Origin of the sequence: Prevotella sp. P3-122 (assembly GCF_002251365.1) — a bacterium.
Lineage (GTDB): Bacteria > Bacteroidota > Bacteroidia > Bacteroidales > Bacteroidaceae > Prevotella.
This window is the reverse complement of sequence record NZ_NPJH01000024.1, coordinates 116,647-134,163: the sequence shown is the minus strand read 5'-3', so window position 1 is coordinate 134,163 and position 17,517 is coordinate 116,647. Positions and strand designations below refer to the sequence as shown.

Below are 17,517 nucleotides of genomic sequence, written 5' to 3'. Positions count from 1 at the left end.
TTAAGGTATGGATACGGAATTGCTTATACTGTTTAACGCCCAGTGGCACGGCATAAGGGATGTCGTGCTATCTGAGGCTAAAAGACAGATGGCGGCAGGAGGAAAGGTAGATGCCCTGCAGCTTACCGCCAAGCTACACGAAGAGACTGCCAAATGGCAACGGGGCGTGTTGGCACGTGGCGTATGGTTCAAGGCTTTTAAGGAGACCAGGCCGGAAGAAGCCGCAAGGTTTTCTATAAAAACGGACACCATGTCTATCCTTGAACCCATCAAGAACAAGAAGCCATCAAATGGTTGGGTGTATTTCCTTTTCGTGGCATTGACTTCTTTGCTTGGCTATGTGCTGCATATAGAAACGGAAATGAGTGTTGTCGAGCAGGTGTTCTATCCCATTCTGTCATTCGTCATCATGCAGACACTGTATGTCCCTGTAAGAAACAGGCGCAAGGCATCTTTTGAACGCAGGGTGTTAGAAGACATAGACCATCAGTTGGATGATATGCGTCAAGAATTGGAACTATATGTGAAGTAAGAAGATAGAACATCCATGATTTCCCCTTCCCTTATGTTAAAAGGTTATTTCTGATTGTAGAACTTAAAAAACGAAGATATGGGATTGAATAGATTACTGAAGAAGCTTGCCCCTGGTGAGACCTTGGAGGAAGCATTATACAAGAAACTGACAGAAAAGAAACTGTCTGAAAACCTTTATAAAACGGGAGAACTGGGTGAAGGAATGGGTGTTGTCTATCAGCTCATCAATGGTTGGTGGAAGCCACGTTACATTCTGAACCATAACATAAAGACCGCCTTTGAGTTCATGAGTCACAGTCAGTATCTGCTGACCGTGGAAGAAGAGGATATTGAATGGAGCACCTTGAAAAAGCTGTCTGAGGACATTCAGGAGAACGCAAGAGTGCAGTTTGCCATGTACCCTACCTTCGTCGAGGGCTTCCGCAATGGTGTTGCACGAGTGAGATGGCAAATCAATCCTGATGGCCGTTATTGGATGGACGACGATGGATTTGGCATGACGAGTGACATTGAAGTGGAAATCTACGGCTATATCAATAAAGAAGGCAAAGTAGTGGGGAAGTTTCGTCTTCCAAGCGAGAAAGACAAGAATGTTGATTATCGCAAACTGGCTGAAGAAAAGGAATTGTCTAACAAAAAAGAGTAGAATTATGCAGAGAAATGACCGTAACACGATGGAGGCTGGTGTTGAGAGCATCTTCAAGATGTTGGCTCAACGAGTGGATGACAAGCAGATGCAGCTTGTCCGTAACGCATACGAACTGGCTGCCGAGGCACACAAGGAGCAGAAACGCAAGACGGGTGAACCTTATATCATTCATCCGATTGCCGTGGCACGTATTGTAGCTGAGGAACTGGAACTTGGTGCCAATCCCGTGATGGCGGCATTCCTGCATGACGTGGTGGAAGATACCAAATATACCATCGAGGACATCCAAGACCGTTTCGGGGAGGACGTGGCCTTCCTCGTGGGTGTCGTGACCAAGCAGAAAAAGGAGAAGTATGACAATTCGAAGCAAGTGGATAACTACCGCCAGATCCTGGCATCGGTACAGTATGATGTGCGTGCTATCTTGGTGAAGCTTGCCGATCGTCTGCATAATATGCGCACATTGGCAAGTATGCGTCCTGACAAGCAGATGAAAATCGCAGGTGAAACAGACTATTTCTATGCTCCGCTTGCCAACCGTCTTGGGCTGTATCATGTGAAGACCGAGTTGGAAAACCTGTCATTCCATTATCGCTGCCCTCGTGAGTATGAGCAGATAGAAGGGATGGTGGAAGAGCTGAAATTGGCAGACGAGAAGAATCTTGAAGGATTCATTTCAAAGGTGAGTGAACTGCTGGAAGACAATGGCATCAAGGCAAGGATAGAGCTGCGCTATCGTATGCCCTATAGCATCTGGCGCAAGATGCGTTCTAAGGGGTGTGACTTCCACCATGTAGATGGCAAACACTATATCCGCATCATCTATGACGCGAAGGATCTGCAAGAGGAGAAGAAACAGAGCCTGTATATCTATGCCGTTCTGTCTGACTATTTCAAGGAGCGTCCTGGCAGTGTGGCCAACTATATCAATGCTCCCAAGGAGAACGGTTATCAGAGCTTCCATGTGAAGCTGCTCAACGACCAAGGCGGTTGGGAGGAGATTCATATCTCGTCTGAGCGTATGGTCAGAAACTCTCGTCTTGGTTGTACGGCTGAGAGAACGGAGGATAATGTGAAGGCTTGGCTTAAGAAGTTCAAGGACGTGCTGAAGGATGTGGCGTATCACAGCCACGAGATGGACTATATGGACGGAGTGACGGCATCGTTCTACAATGATGACATCATGGTGTTCACGCCTCATGGCAAAGGTGTCATCCTGCCAAAGGATGCTACTGCACTGGACTTTGCCTTTGAGATTCACAGCGAGGTGGGACTACATGCTGAGTATGCCCGCATCAATGGTAGACTCTGTTCGGTGAAGACCGTGCTGCGTCGAGGTGACTGCGTAGAGATAGGGACAGACGAAAATGCCCTGCCCGAAGAAGGATGGCTGAAACATGTATTGACCTACAAGGCAAAGCGAACTCTCCGCAGTCATTTTGCTAACAAGGAAAAGATGCCATACGTCCGTTGCTCATGTTGCCATCCGTTGCCAGGCGACGAGGTGATAGGATTTAAGGGTGCTGACGGAGTTGTCACGCTGCACAAACGCAACTGCCCAAATGCCATCCGAATGGCTTCGGAACAAGGCGACTCCATCGTTGCCGTCAACTTAGAGGAACAGGAGGGGTTCCTATTCCCCGTCCGTATCTGCATCCGTGGCATTGACCGCTATCACCTGTTGAGCGATGTGGTGGCATGTATCACCGAGAAGCAGAACCTCTCTATTTCACGGCTCAATACTGTGACCGTTGACCGCATCGTTGAGACTTCTGTTGATTTCGCAGTCCATTCGGTAAGAGAGTTGGAGATGGCTATGGAGTCCATTTCGGCAATCAGAAACGTGGATGAGGTTTCGAGAATTGACATTGAATAACAATATAAAATAGCAACATTATGGAAAAAGAATTAACTGAGGCTTTGGGAAAGTGGCTTGAAGCCGTGACACCTTTGGTGGTAGAAACATTAACAGAGATTCTTACACCCGAAAACCTTTCAGAAATGGGGAATGAGGAAGGTGTCCATGGTCCCTTGGAGATTAACATGGAACAATTTCGTGCCCCGATAACAGGGGTGAACTTTTATGTCATGGTTGTTGAAGATACCATGATGCTTGCGACTACTATCAGAACAAAAGAAGAAGAATCGCTTGGAGATATTTGCTTTGACATGGTATTTACCACGTCAGCATTCCCTGAGGATATAAAGAAAGAAGAGAATGTGAAAACGATTAAAGATAGAATCCTGGAGCTGTATGAACAGAACTATGAATAAGGATAGATGAGTGTAATTGACATTGGATAAGAATGCAATAACATGAAGATACATTACGCAACAATAAGTGAAACGGGAAAGCGTCGCAACAATGAGGATGCTTTCCGTATCGTAAATAGTGAAAACAGCAACCATTGGCTGGCAGTGGTCTGCGATGGCATGGGAGGTCACGCCATGGGAGAAGTGGCAAGCGAGACCGTTTCAGACGCTATCGTGGATTACTGGAAAAAACATACGGACGAGCCTGACAATGAGAAAATGGTGAAGAAGGCCTGTGCCCATGCCATGAGGGCACTTGACAAGAAAGCCAACTCGTTAAACCATTGCCAAATGGGAACGACGATGGTGATGGCAAGCATTGATGGCGACACCGTGACCATTGTCCATGTAGGTGACAGCAGATGCTATTTGCAGCGTCTTGATGAGGGGCTGCTCTACCAGACGAAAGACCATGTGCGTTTGGATTATGGCTGGGAGGTTATTGACCGTTGCTTCTTCTCCTATCATCATGAGGCAGATGTCCCTGATATCGCGCAGTTCAAACTAAAAGCAGGTGACAGGATCTTGCTTTGCTCCGACGGCTTATACAAAAGCATGGCACCCGACATTCTGTTGGCAAGGATGATGGATGAAAAGCCGCTTGCCGACATCCTTGATATCTATGATTTCATGTGCGAAAAGCAGGGCGATGACAACTATACGGCAGTATTGATTGAGGTAAAAGAATAAAATAGGACAGATAGTATGAAATGGTTTGGTATTATTGCCATGATATTGTTGATGACAATGAGTGGCTGCAAGAAAGAAATGGGAACCCTGTATCGTGGATGCTTTGAGAATGATGATGCCGTCAGTCTCAAAGACATAATCAAGATTTATGACAAATACGCAAGTGCGAAGGAAGACAGCACGGACTTTGACCTCTTTGCTGCCTTCTATGGACAGGATGCGGCAGACAATGTTCTCGAATACGAGATTGTGAATGATACGGCATTCGCCCTGCAATTGCCAGAATATGCCATAAGCAATCATCCGTTTCTTTCCAATGCAGAGGTGTTCTACAACTCTTGCCTATTGGCTTTCAATGTATGGAGCAATCATGAGCTGTGGCTGCGAGGATGCGATGGTTTTGAACTCGCTGAAGAAAAAGACGTTGTTGATGGCATCAAAGCTATTAGCGAGGATTGCATTAGGGACAAGGAACTCTGCCAGGCTGCCAAGACCTACAAGGACAGCATAGTCATTATGATGAAGCGTACTCCAGAAGAATGGGGAGAAGAAGAACATTCGATGGATCTGTTGGTCACTTTTGGCAACAAGATTGAAGCCAAGTCGTATAAGTATTTTACGGACGAGGAGAAGTTTGTTGATTCCTTGAACGCGATGACCAAGGAACTGGCAGATGCGACAAAGCCTACACTGGAACTTTACAGGAAGGTTGAAGCGGACAAGAGAGTGGAAATGATGCTGCACAGTCTGAATGACTGCTCCACTTTTGACGAACAATGCTCGTTGTTCCTGAATTGGGCAGACAGTCCAGAAGCAGAACTTGAAAACGAGTGGATTGTGGCTGTGGCAGAGAAGCTAATGAACAGTGGCAAATACAATCCTTGTCTTAACAATATCTGGATTATCTGGCGATGTCTGTATCAATATTGCTATGGCGGAATATCCCGTGATTCCTCCATACCCAACAGCATCTACAACGATATGCGCAAGAAATGCTATCTGACCTGTCTGAAGAGGATTGAGAAAAATCCTAATGATGTTTTTGCCATGAACTGTGCAGCAGCAGTTGGTGGCAGGGTGAACATCAACCGCTTCGGACAGAATATGTTTGGCAATGAAGCAATGATAGAGAAGCACACCTACTTATCCGGTCGTGACGATAAGGAGGATAAAGAAAGTGAAGAAGCTGAAGATTAAAGAAAGATAATGATTATGAGATTGGGTAAAAGAATGACAATGGTTTTGGCATTGCTCCTCTCGGTGATTGGAGCGGATGTCTGTGCACAGGAGGTGGTGGATTCGGTCTGGGTTGATTCCGTCGAAGTGGATTCCGTGGCACTTGCCGAAGAGTTTAAATCGGATTATGATTCTGAAGAAGACAAGGCTAGGATGGACAGTTTGATCCAGGCACGTTACGTCATCGTCTCCATGAATGGGAAGTATGGTATCTATGACCGTGAGAAGAACGACAGTGTCACTGCTGTGGATATGGACTATATCGAGTATTCCCATTATTTCCAACCAGAAAACGGTATGTGCTTCTGCTACTTCTACTATGAGAAAGGGCTGCAATGTGGAAAAATCGGCATCAATATGAATGACAATACGAAAATGGAAGCGTTTGCCGACAATCCAAGACTCGTGGGTAAACATGAGGAATTCCCTGCCATAGACTCATTGATTTTGGTGCGGAGCTATGACGTGCTGAGTGATTGCATGGCGGCTATTGATGGAATCCAAGGACAGGTGGCGGTCATTGACGCAAGGACATCTGATGTATTGGCATGGGGAGCGTTGGAAAATGTAGAGGGTGACATCGTGTATGCACCTCTTCTCAAAAGGTTGTGCAGTTCGGAAACATATATGCCATTTGTGGCGGCGGATTGCCTCGCCCAATCAAAAACATCTTTGGAGGACAGCGTCGATACAGGACATGGTATTCTTGTATTGAACGACAGCGTGCAAATAAGAGACCATAATTGGCGCAAAGGTGGTTACGAGGTGTTGACATACCGACAGGCTCTGCTCAACAAGTCGAGAATTGGGATGTATCATGCCATGATGACCCTACCTGACGGTATGGATTATTGGAAGTATGCCACTGACCAGACGAAGAACACCAATGCGATGGAACTGGCTATGGTATTCAACAATATCTTCCATTTGGATTCCGTGAACGTCTCTGCGGAAAGACGTGGCAATATCCGTGCAATTGCCATCGGGATGTTCAAGAAAGGGGGCATACAACATAAGCGTGCACCGAAGGATGTGGAACTGGCAGGAGTGTATAACGTGGCTGATGACGGAACGGAGCAGACCTTCACGTTTGTAGGCTGTTTCCCTGCCGACAAGCCAAAGTATGCTGTCAGCATGGTCGTGCAGAGAAAGCATAAGCTGCCGGCATCGCCAGCAATGGTGTCAGATAAGGTGAACGAACTGATTGAGTGGTTAAATAAAAAGTAAATCTGATAAATAATATGAGACAAAAGATATTTTGGCTTGATTTGGCCGTCTGTTCCTTATGGTTATTCATTGCATTGGCAAACTGTAGTTGGTGGTCATTGCCAGCTCATTTTCTTATGGTTGTCACAGTCGTGATGAGAATCATTCTCTCCTTCTCCCTTTACCGAAGAGAGAAACGAAGCTGGATGTCATTGACTATTTTCTCGGCTTTATTCGCTTTGCTGTCTTTTGTGGGGCAAGTAATGATTACGACCGGTGATTTCGCAGATTTGCCGTTTGTCGTCATGTGCATAAACAATGATCATTTGACGCATACCATTATTAAATGCTTACTGTTGGCATGGCTGTTCTTGGGGCCTTTGGCTGTGTATATTGTCGGGCTCTGCAGAAAGACATTGACTGTATCCACCTTGACATGGAAGGATGCCTTGGGAGCAATCATGTGGAAGGACAAGGGAGCTATGAAATATTGCCAGCTGATGCTGATTGCCGTCTGTGCGTTATATGCAGGACTTGCCATGGATATGAGGGTGTGCCGTTTTGCCTGCATCGTCTTGCCGCCTCTTAGCTTATATCTGATAAATAGACACATAACCTCTTGCATAGGTACATCTGATAAGAATCTTATGGTTGGCAAACTATGGATGACGGTAGCTGCCATGGTAGTATTCTTCTATGCCCAACGCTATGCGGGGATGTGGCGCGTGTGGATGCTCGTTGTCAGTATAGCAATGGTTGCTTACGTTTGTTGGCGCACTTTTGGCAAGCAAGGATTGGTACAAATAAGCATATTGGCTACCATCTATCTGGGAATTTTTCTCCCAACTTTGGCAATTGGTTATAATCAATACGCCTGTATAGAATATGGCCGCCGAGGGTTATATACGTTGGAGCCATTGAGAGGTGTTTTCTATATCAAGGACACTAATACGGACAAGGTCGGCTTGCGGGACAGATACGGCATACTTATCGAGCCTATATATGACAACATCATTCATAATTCACGCAATCGTCCATTGGGAATCTATGAGCTAAGAAACAACGGATGCTATACTTTGTATAATGTATATCAAAACAAAATGATGACATCAAATGTCAGCGACCTGAATCTACAGGACAGTATCTGTCAAATACTTGATAAGTATTGTGACAGGAATGCTTATGGTCACAGAGACAGGTTGGAAATACGTGTTACCAATAAGTTCAAGGCAGAGATTCCTCTTTCTCACGTCAAGATGACGAGAAACGGAATTACCTCATACTATGATTACTCAGATCATCCGTATATTTCGGAAGACTCGGTGACTCTTCATTCGGGAGAGTTTGCAACCGACTCTATTGTGCGCTATGGTGACACCTTTCATGTACTCCATTACTCCTATGACGTGAAGCGTGACAGCACGGTATTATACAATATTGACCTGAAGACCGCAAGACAAAGTACACCACAACATGAGGAGTTGGATGAGTTGGCAAAGAGAATAGAAACATTATTGAAATAATAGGTTAATTCGAAGCAAGATGAAGAAACTGATAATGCTTTTCATTGCTTTCATCAGCCTTATAGGTTGTGGTGACAGAAACCAGCAGGAAGAGAAAACTTCTGAATGGGGTGACAGTATAGCCACGATAAACAACACGGCTTACTATTGGCTGCAATTAGCAGATGACTCTGCACGGATTTCAGCAGTCAGGGACAATATGTTGGTTACTGAATGTATTGTGAGAGGACCTGTATATGGTGCAAGGCAATATGATGACGGAGAAATATATATTCTCTGCGGTCAAAACCAAATCTCTTGGTTTGATGTCAGAAACATCCCAAGCGAAATAGATTTGATGACCGATGAGGAATGGGATAACTATGATCCGTCGCAAGAAAATGCGGATGCAATAATCGATATTGGCATGTGAAATAAGGGAAAAGATGATGAAAAAACAGTGAATAGTGGTAGTTTCGATAGAAAAATGTCTGTTCTGTGTAAATTTTACGCAAAACGTTTTGTTGTTCAAAATAAACACATTACCTTTGTGGCGTAAATTTAACGCAATAGGTATATGGATAAGATAAACAAGACAGACGAAGAGTTGAAATACTGCTATAAGTACCCTCATCCGAGTGTAACGACCGACTGTGTCATCTTCGGATTTGACCGTACAAAGTTGAAGGTCCTTTTAGTGCAGCGAGGCGTCGAACCTTACAAGGGGCGATGGGCCTTCCCCGGTGGATTTATGAAGATGGACGAGAGTGCCGAGGAGGGTGCGTTGCGTGAATTGCAGGAAGAGACAGGATTGGAGGGTGCATACATCCGTCAGTTCCATACCTTCACTGCTCCACTGCGTGACCCTCGTGAGCGTGTAATCACCATTGCCTACTATGCTTTGGTGAGGATGCAGGAAGTGAAGGGTGGCGATGATGCTGCTGATGCACGATGGTTTGCTTTGGACGAAGTTCCGAAGTTGGCTTTCGACCACGACCAGATACTCCGAAAAGCTGAACAGGCATTGCGTCAGCAGATACACTTTGAACCAATTGGCTTTGAACTGTTACCCGAAGAGTTTACCATCAAGGAATTGCAGAACCTTTACGAGGCCATACTGGACGTGCGATTCGACCGCCGTAACTTCTACAACAAGATGAAGCGGCTGGAAATGCTGGAACAGACGGACGAAACTGTAAATCCGTCGCAGAAGAAAGAAGCCTTTCTCTTCCGCTTCAACAGGGCGAAATATGAGGAGCTGAAGCAGAAGGGATTTAGATTGGAGTTTTAAATTATAATAGGAATTTATGTACAACAGAGCATACACCTCCGATAGGATTTCGGAATTGAAAGAGAATGAAATATTTGTGTTTGGCAGCAATCTGGCAGGCGCACATGGAGGCGGAGCTGCACGGTTTGCTTACGAACGGTTTGGTGTCGTATGGGGCGAAGGTGTTGGTCTTCATGGTCAGACATACGCCATACCTACCATGCAAGGTGGTGTTGATACCATCAAACCCTACGTAGATGCATTCATCCGTTTTGCCAAGGAGCACCCAGAACGCATGTTTCTGGTTACGCGGATAGGTTGCGGTATAGCAGGATTTCGCGATGAGGAGATTGCTCCACTCTTTGCAGATTCCATTGATGTGGAAAATATCATCCTTCCGATGGAGTTTGTGGAAAATATTTCACCAGAGGGCAAACGTAATTACTATCTTGAACGATTTTTGACTGCGCATAAATACAACTACGAGAATGCTCTGCGGGAAATTACAGACGGACGCAAACGTACTCACTGGATATGGTTCATCTTTCCGCAGTTGGCTGTATTGGGGCATAGCGCTAATGCCAAGTATTACGGCATCAGCGGGTACGACGAGGCGAAGGCTTACTATGAACATCCCATACTGGGCACAAGGCTGAGGGAGATTACCATGGCACTGCTACAACACCGTGGAGTGTCGGCGGTAGATATTCTTGGCGATATAGATGCTGTAAAGGTTCGCTCCTGTATGACACTCTTCGATGCTGTCTCACCAGATGACATATTCCAAGAAGTGTTGGATGCATTTTATGGCGGCTCATCAGATAAGAAGACATTGGACTATATGTGACAGATGTAAGGTTACTACCTACTCTCATATTACATAAAGAAGTAAATTGGCTGAAAAATGGAAGATAATTATATGGCAACCACACGGAATGGGCACGAACTGAAGGATATGTATAATCCAGAGACAAACACGCTGGATATACGTTCTAATGGTTTGTACCCCTCCAATGTGCTCAGCAATTTGTGCAGTAACGGTTTCCGTCTTGACGGAATGGTATGCGGCAGTATGGAGGGCTTCCTGCAATCTCTGAAGAGGAAGGAACTTGACAAGCAGCGGCAAATATGCAGCATGAGGGGCGGCAATGCTCGGAAGATGAGCGTCACTTCTTGGCAGACTGACCAGATCGTATGGTGGAAGGGGCAGGCAATAGACCGCCAAAGTGAAGAGTATCAGAAACTCATTCGCCGAGCCTATCAAGCAATGTTTGAACAGAGCGAACGATTCCGTGCCGCACTGATGCAGACTCGTGGAATCACACTCGTTCACACAAGCGGTGAGCCGAGTTCATACAAGACAATACTCACGCCTTCAGAGTTCTGCGGCATCCTGATGGATTTGCGCGATAGTTATGATCTTCGGGATAAGACAAAGGAACTGGAGGAGAAGTCTATCCGAAGGAAGAAACTCATGTATCTTCATGGCTTCGGCTCATCAGCGGCAAGCGGAACGGTAAAGACTCTACGAGAGTTGTTGCCAGACTTTGATGTCGTTGCTCCTGACATACCCGTTGACCCTGTAGAGGCTCTGCCCTTCTTGCGAGGACTGTGTATGAACGAAGTGCCAGATGTTGTTGTCGGCACCAGCATGGGAGGCATGTATGCGCAGCAGATGCGTGGCTATAACCGAATCTGTGTGAATCCCGCTTTCGAGATGTCGAAGAAGAGCAAGATGCTCACGGTTGGCACACATGAATACTTCAAGCCGAGAAAGGATGGCACCGCCCATTTCGAGATTACTTCAGAAATCATCTGCCACCATGCGGAGATGGAAAAGCATCAGTTTGATGGGATTACCGAGGCCGACCGCAAGCGGGTATGGGGAATGTTTGCCGACAACGACCAGCAGGTGAATGGAGAATCTTTGTTCCTGCAATACTATAATCAAGTAATCCATTTCAGTGGCGAGCACCGTATGGATGACAGGGTAATAGAAGACGTTCTTGTACCGCTTATTTATAGATGTGTCGCAAAATGAACAACAGAATATTTGAATCTATATTGCTGTGCGCGCTATTCCTGCTAATGGGAAGCTGCAAGAAGAGCACCCCTGTATCTACGACAACAGAACAGAAATCTGCTGTGCCTGTTGTCTGTGTATATACGTTGGGCGCAGTCAATGAAAATTTACAGCGTGCCATGATGGATTCTCTAAGAGTTCATTATCCCAAATGCAGGATGGTCGGTAATATCCACTTGCCCGACTCTGCCCTTACTACTGAAAGGAATGACCACAAACGATATAGGGCTGATGTACTGAACAAGGTGCTATGTCATTATAAGTCTGATTCAACTATTGTCGTTGGACTTACGCAGGCGGATATCGGACTTGATAATTTCAGAGGTCGTGCCCATAGTGGAATTATGGGACTTGCCAGCGGTATAGGGACAGGTGTGGCGGTATTCTCGTCCTATCGTCCTCATGGCAACGGGCAGTTGTTTAGCGTAATGCTCCACGAATTAGGTCATGCCCAAGGCTTGCGGCATTGTCCTGATATAAAATGTATGATGCAGAATGCCAAAGGTGGTAATCCTTTCCGCAAAACAAACGTATTCTGCGACAAATGTAAGAAATATATGGAATCCAAGCACTGGAAGCTATAATGGCTTTTACAGGAGAAATAATAAGTAAAAAAACATGTTAGTGATACATCCAAAAGACAAAACCACGGCGATGCTTTCATCCCTATATGACGGGCTGGAAGCACAAGTGGTTGCCGACTGCCGTTCAACAAAAGAGATGGGGCATCTGTTGCATTATGTCTCTACGCAGGAGCGTATCATGTTTCTGGGACATGGCTCAGACAAAGGTCTATTTTTCCGCAAAGATGACAGCAAGGAGGGATTTGATAAGATAATTGTGGGGCATCCCCACGCATATCATCTTCGGAGGCATGGATGCAACATAGTAGCTGTATGGTGCAATGCCGACCAGTTTGCCCGTGCAGAAGGCTTGCATGGTTTGTTTTCGGGGATGATAGTTTCTGAACTAAGTGAGGCTCTATTATGTCAGGTAGAGACAACACAGGAGGAACTTGACCGTGAGAATGTGAAATTGGCCCGTAGGCTGAGGACATTACTTGATGAAAGAATCCCCCTGAGCGAGATACCTAAACGGATGTTGGCAATGGATGATGTCCACTCACCCTTGACCACATTCAATTACAAGAATTTTTACTATATATGAGGATTAATGAGATGAGGATCAAGAATCTGTTTTTATCCATATATGACCAGTTGACTCGCAAAGGTGCTTGGAGAAACATCTTCGTGACGCACAACGCCTTCGGCATTTTTAGCAGATACAGCCATATAGCACGCGGAAGCGGTAAGCCTAAGATGTCTTACCCCACGAAAGCTGTTGCAATGAAGGCAGCCAAGGCAATGAGCGAAAAGCATGGTGTACATTTCTCTGTCTATAAGTGCGCATGGTGCGATGGATGGCATGTGGGAAAGAATGCCCAAAACAAGGTTGTCCAAGAGAACCAATATGATGTGAACAAACTTTCATTGGTCAATAAGCCCAATGCTTTGTATGAGGCATTGAAGCGGTACCCTATTGTTGACCTTGCCCCTGTGTATGACAAAGGAGTGAGAGGCAGAACAATGTCGGGACGTGGCAGCAACTGGCTGTTGGCAAAGGTGCGTGATGCCGGTGTAAAGGTCATCATCGACCTCCGCACAGCAGACCACACCGATCGCTACGACCGCAATGTAGCAGATGCAGGACTTGAATACCACAGTCTGCCCATCGACAGCAGGAATACGGACGTTCACCAGATTATCAGCTCACTTCCGCTGCTGTTCGAACTGATGGACAAGGGTAGCTTCTATATTGCCTGTGCCATGGGCAGACACCGCACAGACATTGCAATCGCACTTTACTATGTGATGCACCCTTCCGTGCCGTTCGAAGAGGTGCCGGAGATGAGAGGGCATCGCTATGTGGAGAAAAAGGAGTTCCGCTGCAATGACATTGCCGCAAGGCTCAACAGCATTATCAAGGCTATCACTCCCAACGAGCTTGCCATGCTGGGGCTGCCAGCTGACTATGAGGCAGAGTTTCTCAGACGTAAAAAGCATTTGTTTGATGTAAACCGTAATTTCGAATGAACATGAACTATAAGATTTGCTTTGTATGTACAGGCAATGCCTGTAGGTCACCATTCGCAGAAAGTGTGACGAAGAAACTCTTGGCAGATGCCGGAATGAATGGCATCGAAGTATTTTCATTGGGCACATTGGACTGGGGCGAGAATCCTCGTGATGCTGCGATGGTGGATGTGGCGAAGGAATTGGGCTATGATTTATGCGGTACTACCACGGTTATGACACGTGAAAAACTAATGACTGCTGATGCAATCATTGTGTTTGACGAGCGTCACCATGATGCCATAACACGAGTATTGGACTATAGCCATTGGAACCGAATAGTTCTGTTCAATAAGATGGCATTGGATGAAGATGGTAATGTGGAAGACCCTCATTATCAGACTGCAGCTGTATATCGTCGTGTGGCTAAACACATTGAAAAAGGTTGTAAACGATTGGTAGAGCAGTGGAAACTACAGCCACCAAAGCCTGAAGATTGAAGATTGCATGAATGCAATGATAATATCCCTTTGGCTAATGTGGCAAACAGGCACAATAGACCAAAGGGATATTTTTTTCGGTAGAAAGTAGTGTTAGATGATAGACAATGGTTACAAATGCCACTCTCTTATCATAGAAGTAAAACAAAACAGTGGAGGATTGAAAAATGCAGACATCAGAAGCCGAGAAAGACTGGTTACGCCGCATATGCGGAGGACAGCCGGTAACAGAACAGAAGACAGCCCCCGCAAAAGAGGCTGAGCACAAGCCTGTGGCAGAGAAGAAAGTCAAAGGGCATGGGTTTGGAGACATTGCGGGCATGAATGAGCTGAAGGAGTTCGTGACAGAAGGTTTCATCAACGTTCTGAAGAACCGCAAGTGCGCCGAGGTGTATGGCATCAAGCCACCCTCCATGCTCTTTTATGGTCCTGCTGGTTGCGGCAAGACGTTCTTCGCCGAGAAGATGGCCGAGGAGATAGGCATCAACTTCATGAAGATCGTGCCTGACGACCTCGCCTGTACTTGGGTACACGGAACACAGCAGAAGATAGGCGAAGTATTCAAAGACGCAGAGAAAAAAGCTCCCACACTGCTGTTCTTCGATGAGTTTGATGCCATGGTGCCGAAACGTTCCGGGGACGAGGCAAACCAACACTATGACAGTGAGGTCAACGAGTTTCTCTGTATGCTTAACAATGCCTCCGAACGTGGTGTCTATGTCCTTGCTGCCACCAACCATCCCGAACGCATCGACAAGGCTGTGCTACGGACAGGACGTATCGACGAGATGGTATATATAGACATGCCCGACAAGGAAGCCCGCAAGAGTCTGTTCTCGTTGGCACTCTCTAAACTTCCCTCGGATGGGGGGATTGACATCAACCGACTGGCAGAGCTGACAGAGGGCTATAACTGCAGCGACATCAGTTACATAGTGAGGTCGGCGGCAAGAAAGATGTTCAATGCCACTATCAAGGGCTGCACAGACGAGTACCAGCTTATCAGCCAGACTCTGCTCGAAGAAGTCATTTCCAAGAAGCGTCCTTCTGTCAGTGGCAGAGACCTGCGGGAATACGAGCGAGTGAGGAGTGAGTTCTCTCCAAAGGATGAGGGCTGTCGCCACGCCACTATAGGTTTTAGATGAATAATAATCAAAATAAGAAAGATATGAACTGTAGTGCAAGCCGAGAGCAGAAAGCTTGCTTTATGCCGAGGCGAAGCCTACAGTCTATAAATTGAGAATTTATGAAAGAGAAGATTTTGGAAACATTCAGAGACTTGGGTTTCAAGTTAGAAGAAGAGGAAGACATGGGTTACTGTTTCAACTACGAGGGATTGAACCTGCTGTACATGTACAATGAGAACGATGAAGAGTTTCTCAACATTGCACTTCCTGGCATTATTGAGGTGGAGGAAGACAGGATGTTGCAGATTTGCGCCTTGTTGGAGAAGATCAACTCCACGTTGAAGTATGTCAAGACCTATATGCTTGGGAACAGCGTCTGGTTGTTCTATGAGCGTGAACTGTTTGGCGAGGAAGACCTGATGACGGTAATCTCACGCATGATACTTCACTTGGAGGCAGGACTTGTCTTTGCTCGCAAGGCGATGGCAGAGATTGAGGAAACGATGGCAAACGATTCCTCCGCTGATGACACTATTGAAAGTGCTGAGGAGATTGTTACAGAGGAAATTGCAGATGATGAAGATATCGAATAAACAGGAGGGAAAGACTATGACAAAGAAAGAAATGATATTAGAGGCTATCGAGGGCCTCGGTTACAAGCCTCATGTGGATGATGACGGTGACATTTGCGTCCGCTTCCAGATGAAAAGCATCTTCTTTTTGACGGGTCAGGAGGAAGAGCAGTATATTTCGGCTATTCTGCCCCAGTTCTCCGAAGTGAACGAAGGAGAGGAAACCCTCACACTGGCTGTCTGCAACAAGGTGAGTCGTGAAGTAAAGCTTGCCAAGGTGTATATTGACCAGACATTGAAAAGCGTGTCAGCCAGCTGCGAGTTCTTCTATACCGACATGGAGAGCCTGAAGAGCAACGTGGAGCATGTACTGGGCATCCTCGGCATGGTGCGTTCTACATATTACAAGGCAAAAGCTGAATTAATGTAAATCTTATCAGATATGAAATTATGACACGAATATTCTCATCTACAAAGTTTTGGAAGGTCTTGATCCTTGCAAAACCATGCAAGCGTTTCCCTCTTTCCGTGGTATATGTATTGCTGTTCGCTTTGTGCTGGTTTGCCAGTATGCTGAAAACCGAATACCACTGGAACATCTCAATATCTACGTTCGAGATTACCATGGTGTTCCTTGCATCTGCAATGTTTGCTTCAACAGGCATGACGAAACTTGCCTCTATAGTTGAGGATAAACGGAAAGCAAAGATGTGGAATATAGCAACGCAGGTATTTCTCGTATCAGAGTGGGCGTATATATACTGGCAGGACAGTATTCACATTCTCCATGTATCAACCCCGTATGCTCTGGTACTGACCTCAATAGCCTCCGTAGCCCTGTTTCCTGTGATAGGCAAATGCAAAGACCAGATTCTGTGGAACAATACCAAGAAGTTGTTCCTTGATCTCCTTATAGCTGTATGTAGTGCTGCAGGAGTGTCTATGTGTTTGGTGATAGCATTCTGTCTGTTGTACGTACCGCTCAGTCTTATGACAGATTTAAAATGCCCAACTCTCCTATTAAAGGTTATTGGACTTATACTTCCCTTCGTGTTCTGCATGTTTGATTTCCTGCGTCGGGAACCTACAGGCAAGAAGCTTACATCAATCAAAGAAAAAGTATCTGAATTTCAGGACTATCACAAGTGTCTGTTAGGATTATTCGCCTATGCGATTCTCGTAATGTATCTTTATATGCTGATTATCCTATTCTCCTTCGAGCTGCCTCGTGGATATATCTCGCTGATATGCTGTACTCTTACGGGATTTGGATTACTATGCTATATCATTGTTGCCAATACAAAGGTCAATGAGACTGGCAAGACATGGAAAAGCATTCATTCGCATATTCCGTTGTTGCTTCTGCCTTTGCAGCTGTTGATTACGATAGCCATCGGGCGACGAATCATTGACTATGGAGTAACGATTCAACGTTGCTATATCGTGCTCCTTAACCTATGGTCTTATGCGGTGTGTATTTACCTTATAGTGCGTAAAGGTAACAACCTGCGTTGGATTCCAATCTCATTCATCGTAACATACTTCATATTCACTGCGACTCCACTCAGCTGTTCAAACTATGTGCTTTGGCAGTTGAAGACAGACATCAGAGCGTTTCTGAATCATAAGAAAAACATATTTAGCAGAGGAATTCCGGTAGACAAGTATGACTATCTCGTACAAGAATATGGCTCTGCCGCAGTCAATGAGTTCAAAGACATCGAAGAATACAGAAGTGAGTAACAAACAAAAGAACGAATCAA

At 45.7% G+C, this 17,517-nt stretch carries 21 protein-coding genes and 1 pseudogene; 21 read left to right on the top strand and 1 reads right to left on the bottom strand.

The window, feature by feature from the left end; all coding sequences use genetic code 11:
* The first annotated feature begins 7 nt into the window (after nt 1-7).
* The 7 genes from CIL02_RS04710 (at nt 8) to CIL02_RS04680 (ending at nt 6,649) form a co-directional block, all read left to right on the top strand.
* Nucleotides 8-532, top strand: coding sequence for a hypothetical protein (locus CIL02_RS04710; protein WP_094399450.1), 525 nt, complete (start codon nt 8-10; stop codon nt 530-532).
* A 78-nt stretch (nt 533-610) separates the two neighbouring features.
* The gene (locus CIL02_RS04705; RefSeq protein WP_094399448.1) at nt 611-1,180 is read left to right on the top strand and encodes a hypothetical protein; all 570 of its coding nucleotides are present in this window, start codon (nt 611-613) and stop codon (nt 1,178-1,180) included.
* Between the two features lie 4 nt (nt 1,181-1,184).
* A complete protein-coding gene (locus CIL02_RS04700) occupies nt 1,185-3,059 on the top strand; it encodes a bifunctional (p)ppGpp synthetase/guanosine-3',5'-bis(diphosphate) 3'-pyrophosphohydrolase (protein ID WP_094399446.1) in 1,875 nt (624 codons plus the stop codon).
* A gap of 20 nt (nt 3,060-3,079) precedes the next feature.
* Nucleotides 3,080-3,457 carry a hypothetical protein gene (locus tag CIL02_RS04695; RefSeq protein WP_094399444.1) on the top strand — a complete coding sequence of 126 codons (378 nt, stop codon included), beginning with the start codon at nt 3,080-3,082 and terminating at the stop codon, nt 3,455-3,457.
* 42 nt (nt 3,458-3,499) lie between these two features.
* A complete protein-coding gene (locus tag CIL02_RS04690) occupies nt 3,500-4,186 on the top strand; it encodes a PP2C family serine/threonine-protein phosphatase (RefSeq protein ID WP_094399442.1) in 687 nt (228 codons plus the stop codon).
* A 15-nt stretch (nt 4,187-4,201) separates the two neighbouring features.
* Nucleotides 4,202-5,383: a hypothetical protein gene (locus CIL02_RS04685; RefSeq protein WP_094399440.1), complete on the top strand. Its 1,182-nt coding sequence runs from the start codon at nt 4,202-4,204 to the stop codon at nt 5,381-5,383.
* Between the two features lie 15 nt (nt 5,384-5,398).
* The gene (locus CIL02_RS04680; protein WP_141210129.1) at nt 5,399-6,649 is read left to right on the top strand and encodes a hypothetical protein; all 1,251 of its coding nucleotides are present in this window, start codon (nt 5,399-5,401) and stop codon (nt 6,647-6,649) included.
* 301 nt (nt 6,650-6,950) lie between these two features.
* Here the strand turns inward: CIL02_RS04680 and CIL02_RS15990 are convergent, their stop codons facing one another.
* Nucleotides 6,951-7,241 (bottom strand): hypothetical protein, encoded by a 291-nt coding sequence (locus tag CIL02_RS15990; protein WP_141210128.1) that lies wholly within the window; start codon nt 7,239-7,241, stop codon nt 6,951-6,953.
* Nucleotides 7,242-7,275: 34 nt separating this feature from the next.
* Between CIL02_RS15990 and CIL02_RS15985 the strand changes: the two genes are divergently transcribed.
* From CIL02_RS15985 to CIL02_RS04610, 14 genes and pseudogenes are all read left to right on the top strand, one after another.
* Complete coding sequence (locus CIL02_RS15985; protein WP_141210127.1) at nt 7,276-8,151, top strand: hypothetical protein; 876 nt, start codon at nt 7,276-7,278, stop codon at nt 8,149-8,151.
* A gap of 19 nt (nt 8,152-8,170) precedes the next feature.
* Nucleotides 8,171-8,563, top strand: a complete 393-nt coding sequence (locus CIL02_RS04670) for a hypothetical protein (RefSeq protein ID WP_094399434.1) — start codon at nt 8,171-8,173, stop codon at nt 8,561-8,563.
* A gap of 144 nt (nt 8,564-8,707) precedes the next feature.
* On the top strand, nt 8,708-9,421 hold the full coding sequence (locus tag CIL02_RS04665; RefSeq protein ID WP_170935014.1) for an NUDIX domain-containing protein: 714 nt from the start codon (nt 8,708-8,710) through the stop codon (nt 9,419-9,421).
* A gap of 16 nt (nt 9,422-9,437) precedes the next feature.
* A pseudogene (locus CIL02_RS04660) lies at nt 9,438-9,809 on the top strand (hypothetical protein); the annotation flags it as partial.
* Complete coding sequence (locus tag CIL02_RS04655) at nt 9,801-10,247, top strand: DUF1810 domain-containing protein (RefSeq protein ID WP_094399629.1); 447 nt, start codon at nt 9,801-9,803, stop codon at nt 10,245-10,247. The pseudogene CIL02_RS04660 and the gene CIL02_RS04655, both read left to right, overlap by 9 nt.
* Nucleotides 10,248-10,304: 57 nt before the next feature.
* On the top strand, nt 10,305-11,441 hold the full coding sequence (locus tag CIL02_RS04650; protein WP_094399432.1) for a YqiA/YcfP family alpha/beta fold hydrolase: 1,137 nt from the start codon (nt 10,305-10,307) through the stop codon (nt 11,439-11,441).
* A complete protein-coding gene (locus CIL02_RS04645; protein WP_158215493.1) occupies nt 11,438-12,067 on the top strand; it encodes a matrixin family metalloprotease in 630 nt (209 codons plus the stop codon). The genes CIL02_RS04650 and CIL02_RS04645 overlap by 4 nt, the downstream gene beginning before the upstream one ends.
* Before the next feature lie 34 nt (nt 12,068-12,101).
* Nucleotides 12,102-12,650: a hypothetical protein gene (locus CIL02_RS04640; protein WP_094399428.1), complete on the top strand. Its 549-nt coding sequence runs from the start codon at nt 12,102-12,104 to the stop codon at nt 12,648-12,650.
* A complete protein-coding gene (locus tag CIL02_RS04635) occupies nt 12,647-13,576 on the top strand; it encodes a hypothetical protein (protein WP_094399426.1) in 930 nt (309 codons plus the stop codon). The genes CIL02_RS04640 and CIL02_RS04635 overlap by 4 nt, the downstream gene beginning before the upstream one ends.
* Before the next feature lie 2 nt (nt 13,577-13,578).
* Nucleotides 13,579-14,055 carry a hypothetical protein gene (locus tag CIL02_RS04630; RefSeq protein WP_094399627.1) on the top strand — a complete coding sequence of 159 codons (477 nt, stop codon included), beginning with the start codon at nt 13,579-13,581 and terminating at the stop codon, nt 14,053-14,055.
* Between the two features lie 167 nt (nt 14,056-14,222).
* Complete coding sequence (locus tag CIL02_RS04625; protein ID WP_094399424.1) at nt 14,223-15,200, top strand: 26S protease regulatory subunit; 978 nt, start codon at nt 14,223-14,225, stop codon at nt 15,198-15,200.
* Between the two features lie 101 nt (nt 15,201-15,301).
* Complete coding sequence (locus CIL02_RS04620; protein WP_094399422.1) at nt 15,302-15,775, top strand: hypothetical protein; 474 nt, start codon at nt 15,302-15,304, stop codon at nt 15,773-15,775.
* Nucleotides 15,776-15,791: 16 nt separating this feature from the next.
* A complete protein-coding gene (locus CIL02_RS04615; RefSeq protein ID WP_141210126.1) occupies nt 15,792-16,184 on the top strand; it encodes a hypothetical protein in 393 nt (130 codons plus the stop codon).
* A gap of 140 nt (nt 16,185-16,324) precedes the next feature.
* Nucleotides 16,325-17,497: a DUF4153 domain-containing protein gene (locus tag CIL02_RS04610; protein WP_158215492.1), complete on the top strand. Its 1,173-nt coding sequence runs from the start codon at nt 16,325-16,327 to the stop codon at nt 17,495-17,497.
* Nucleotides 17,498-17,517 lie beyond the last annotated feature (20 nt).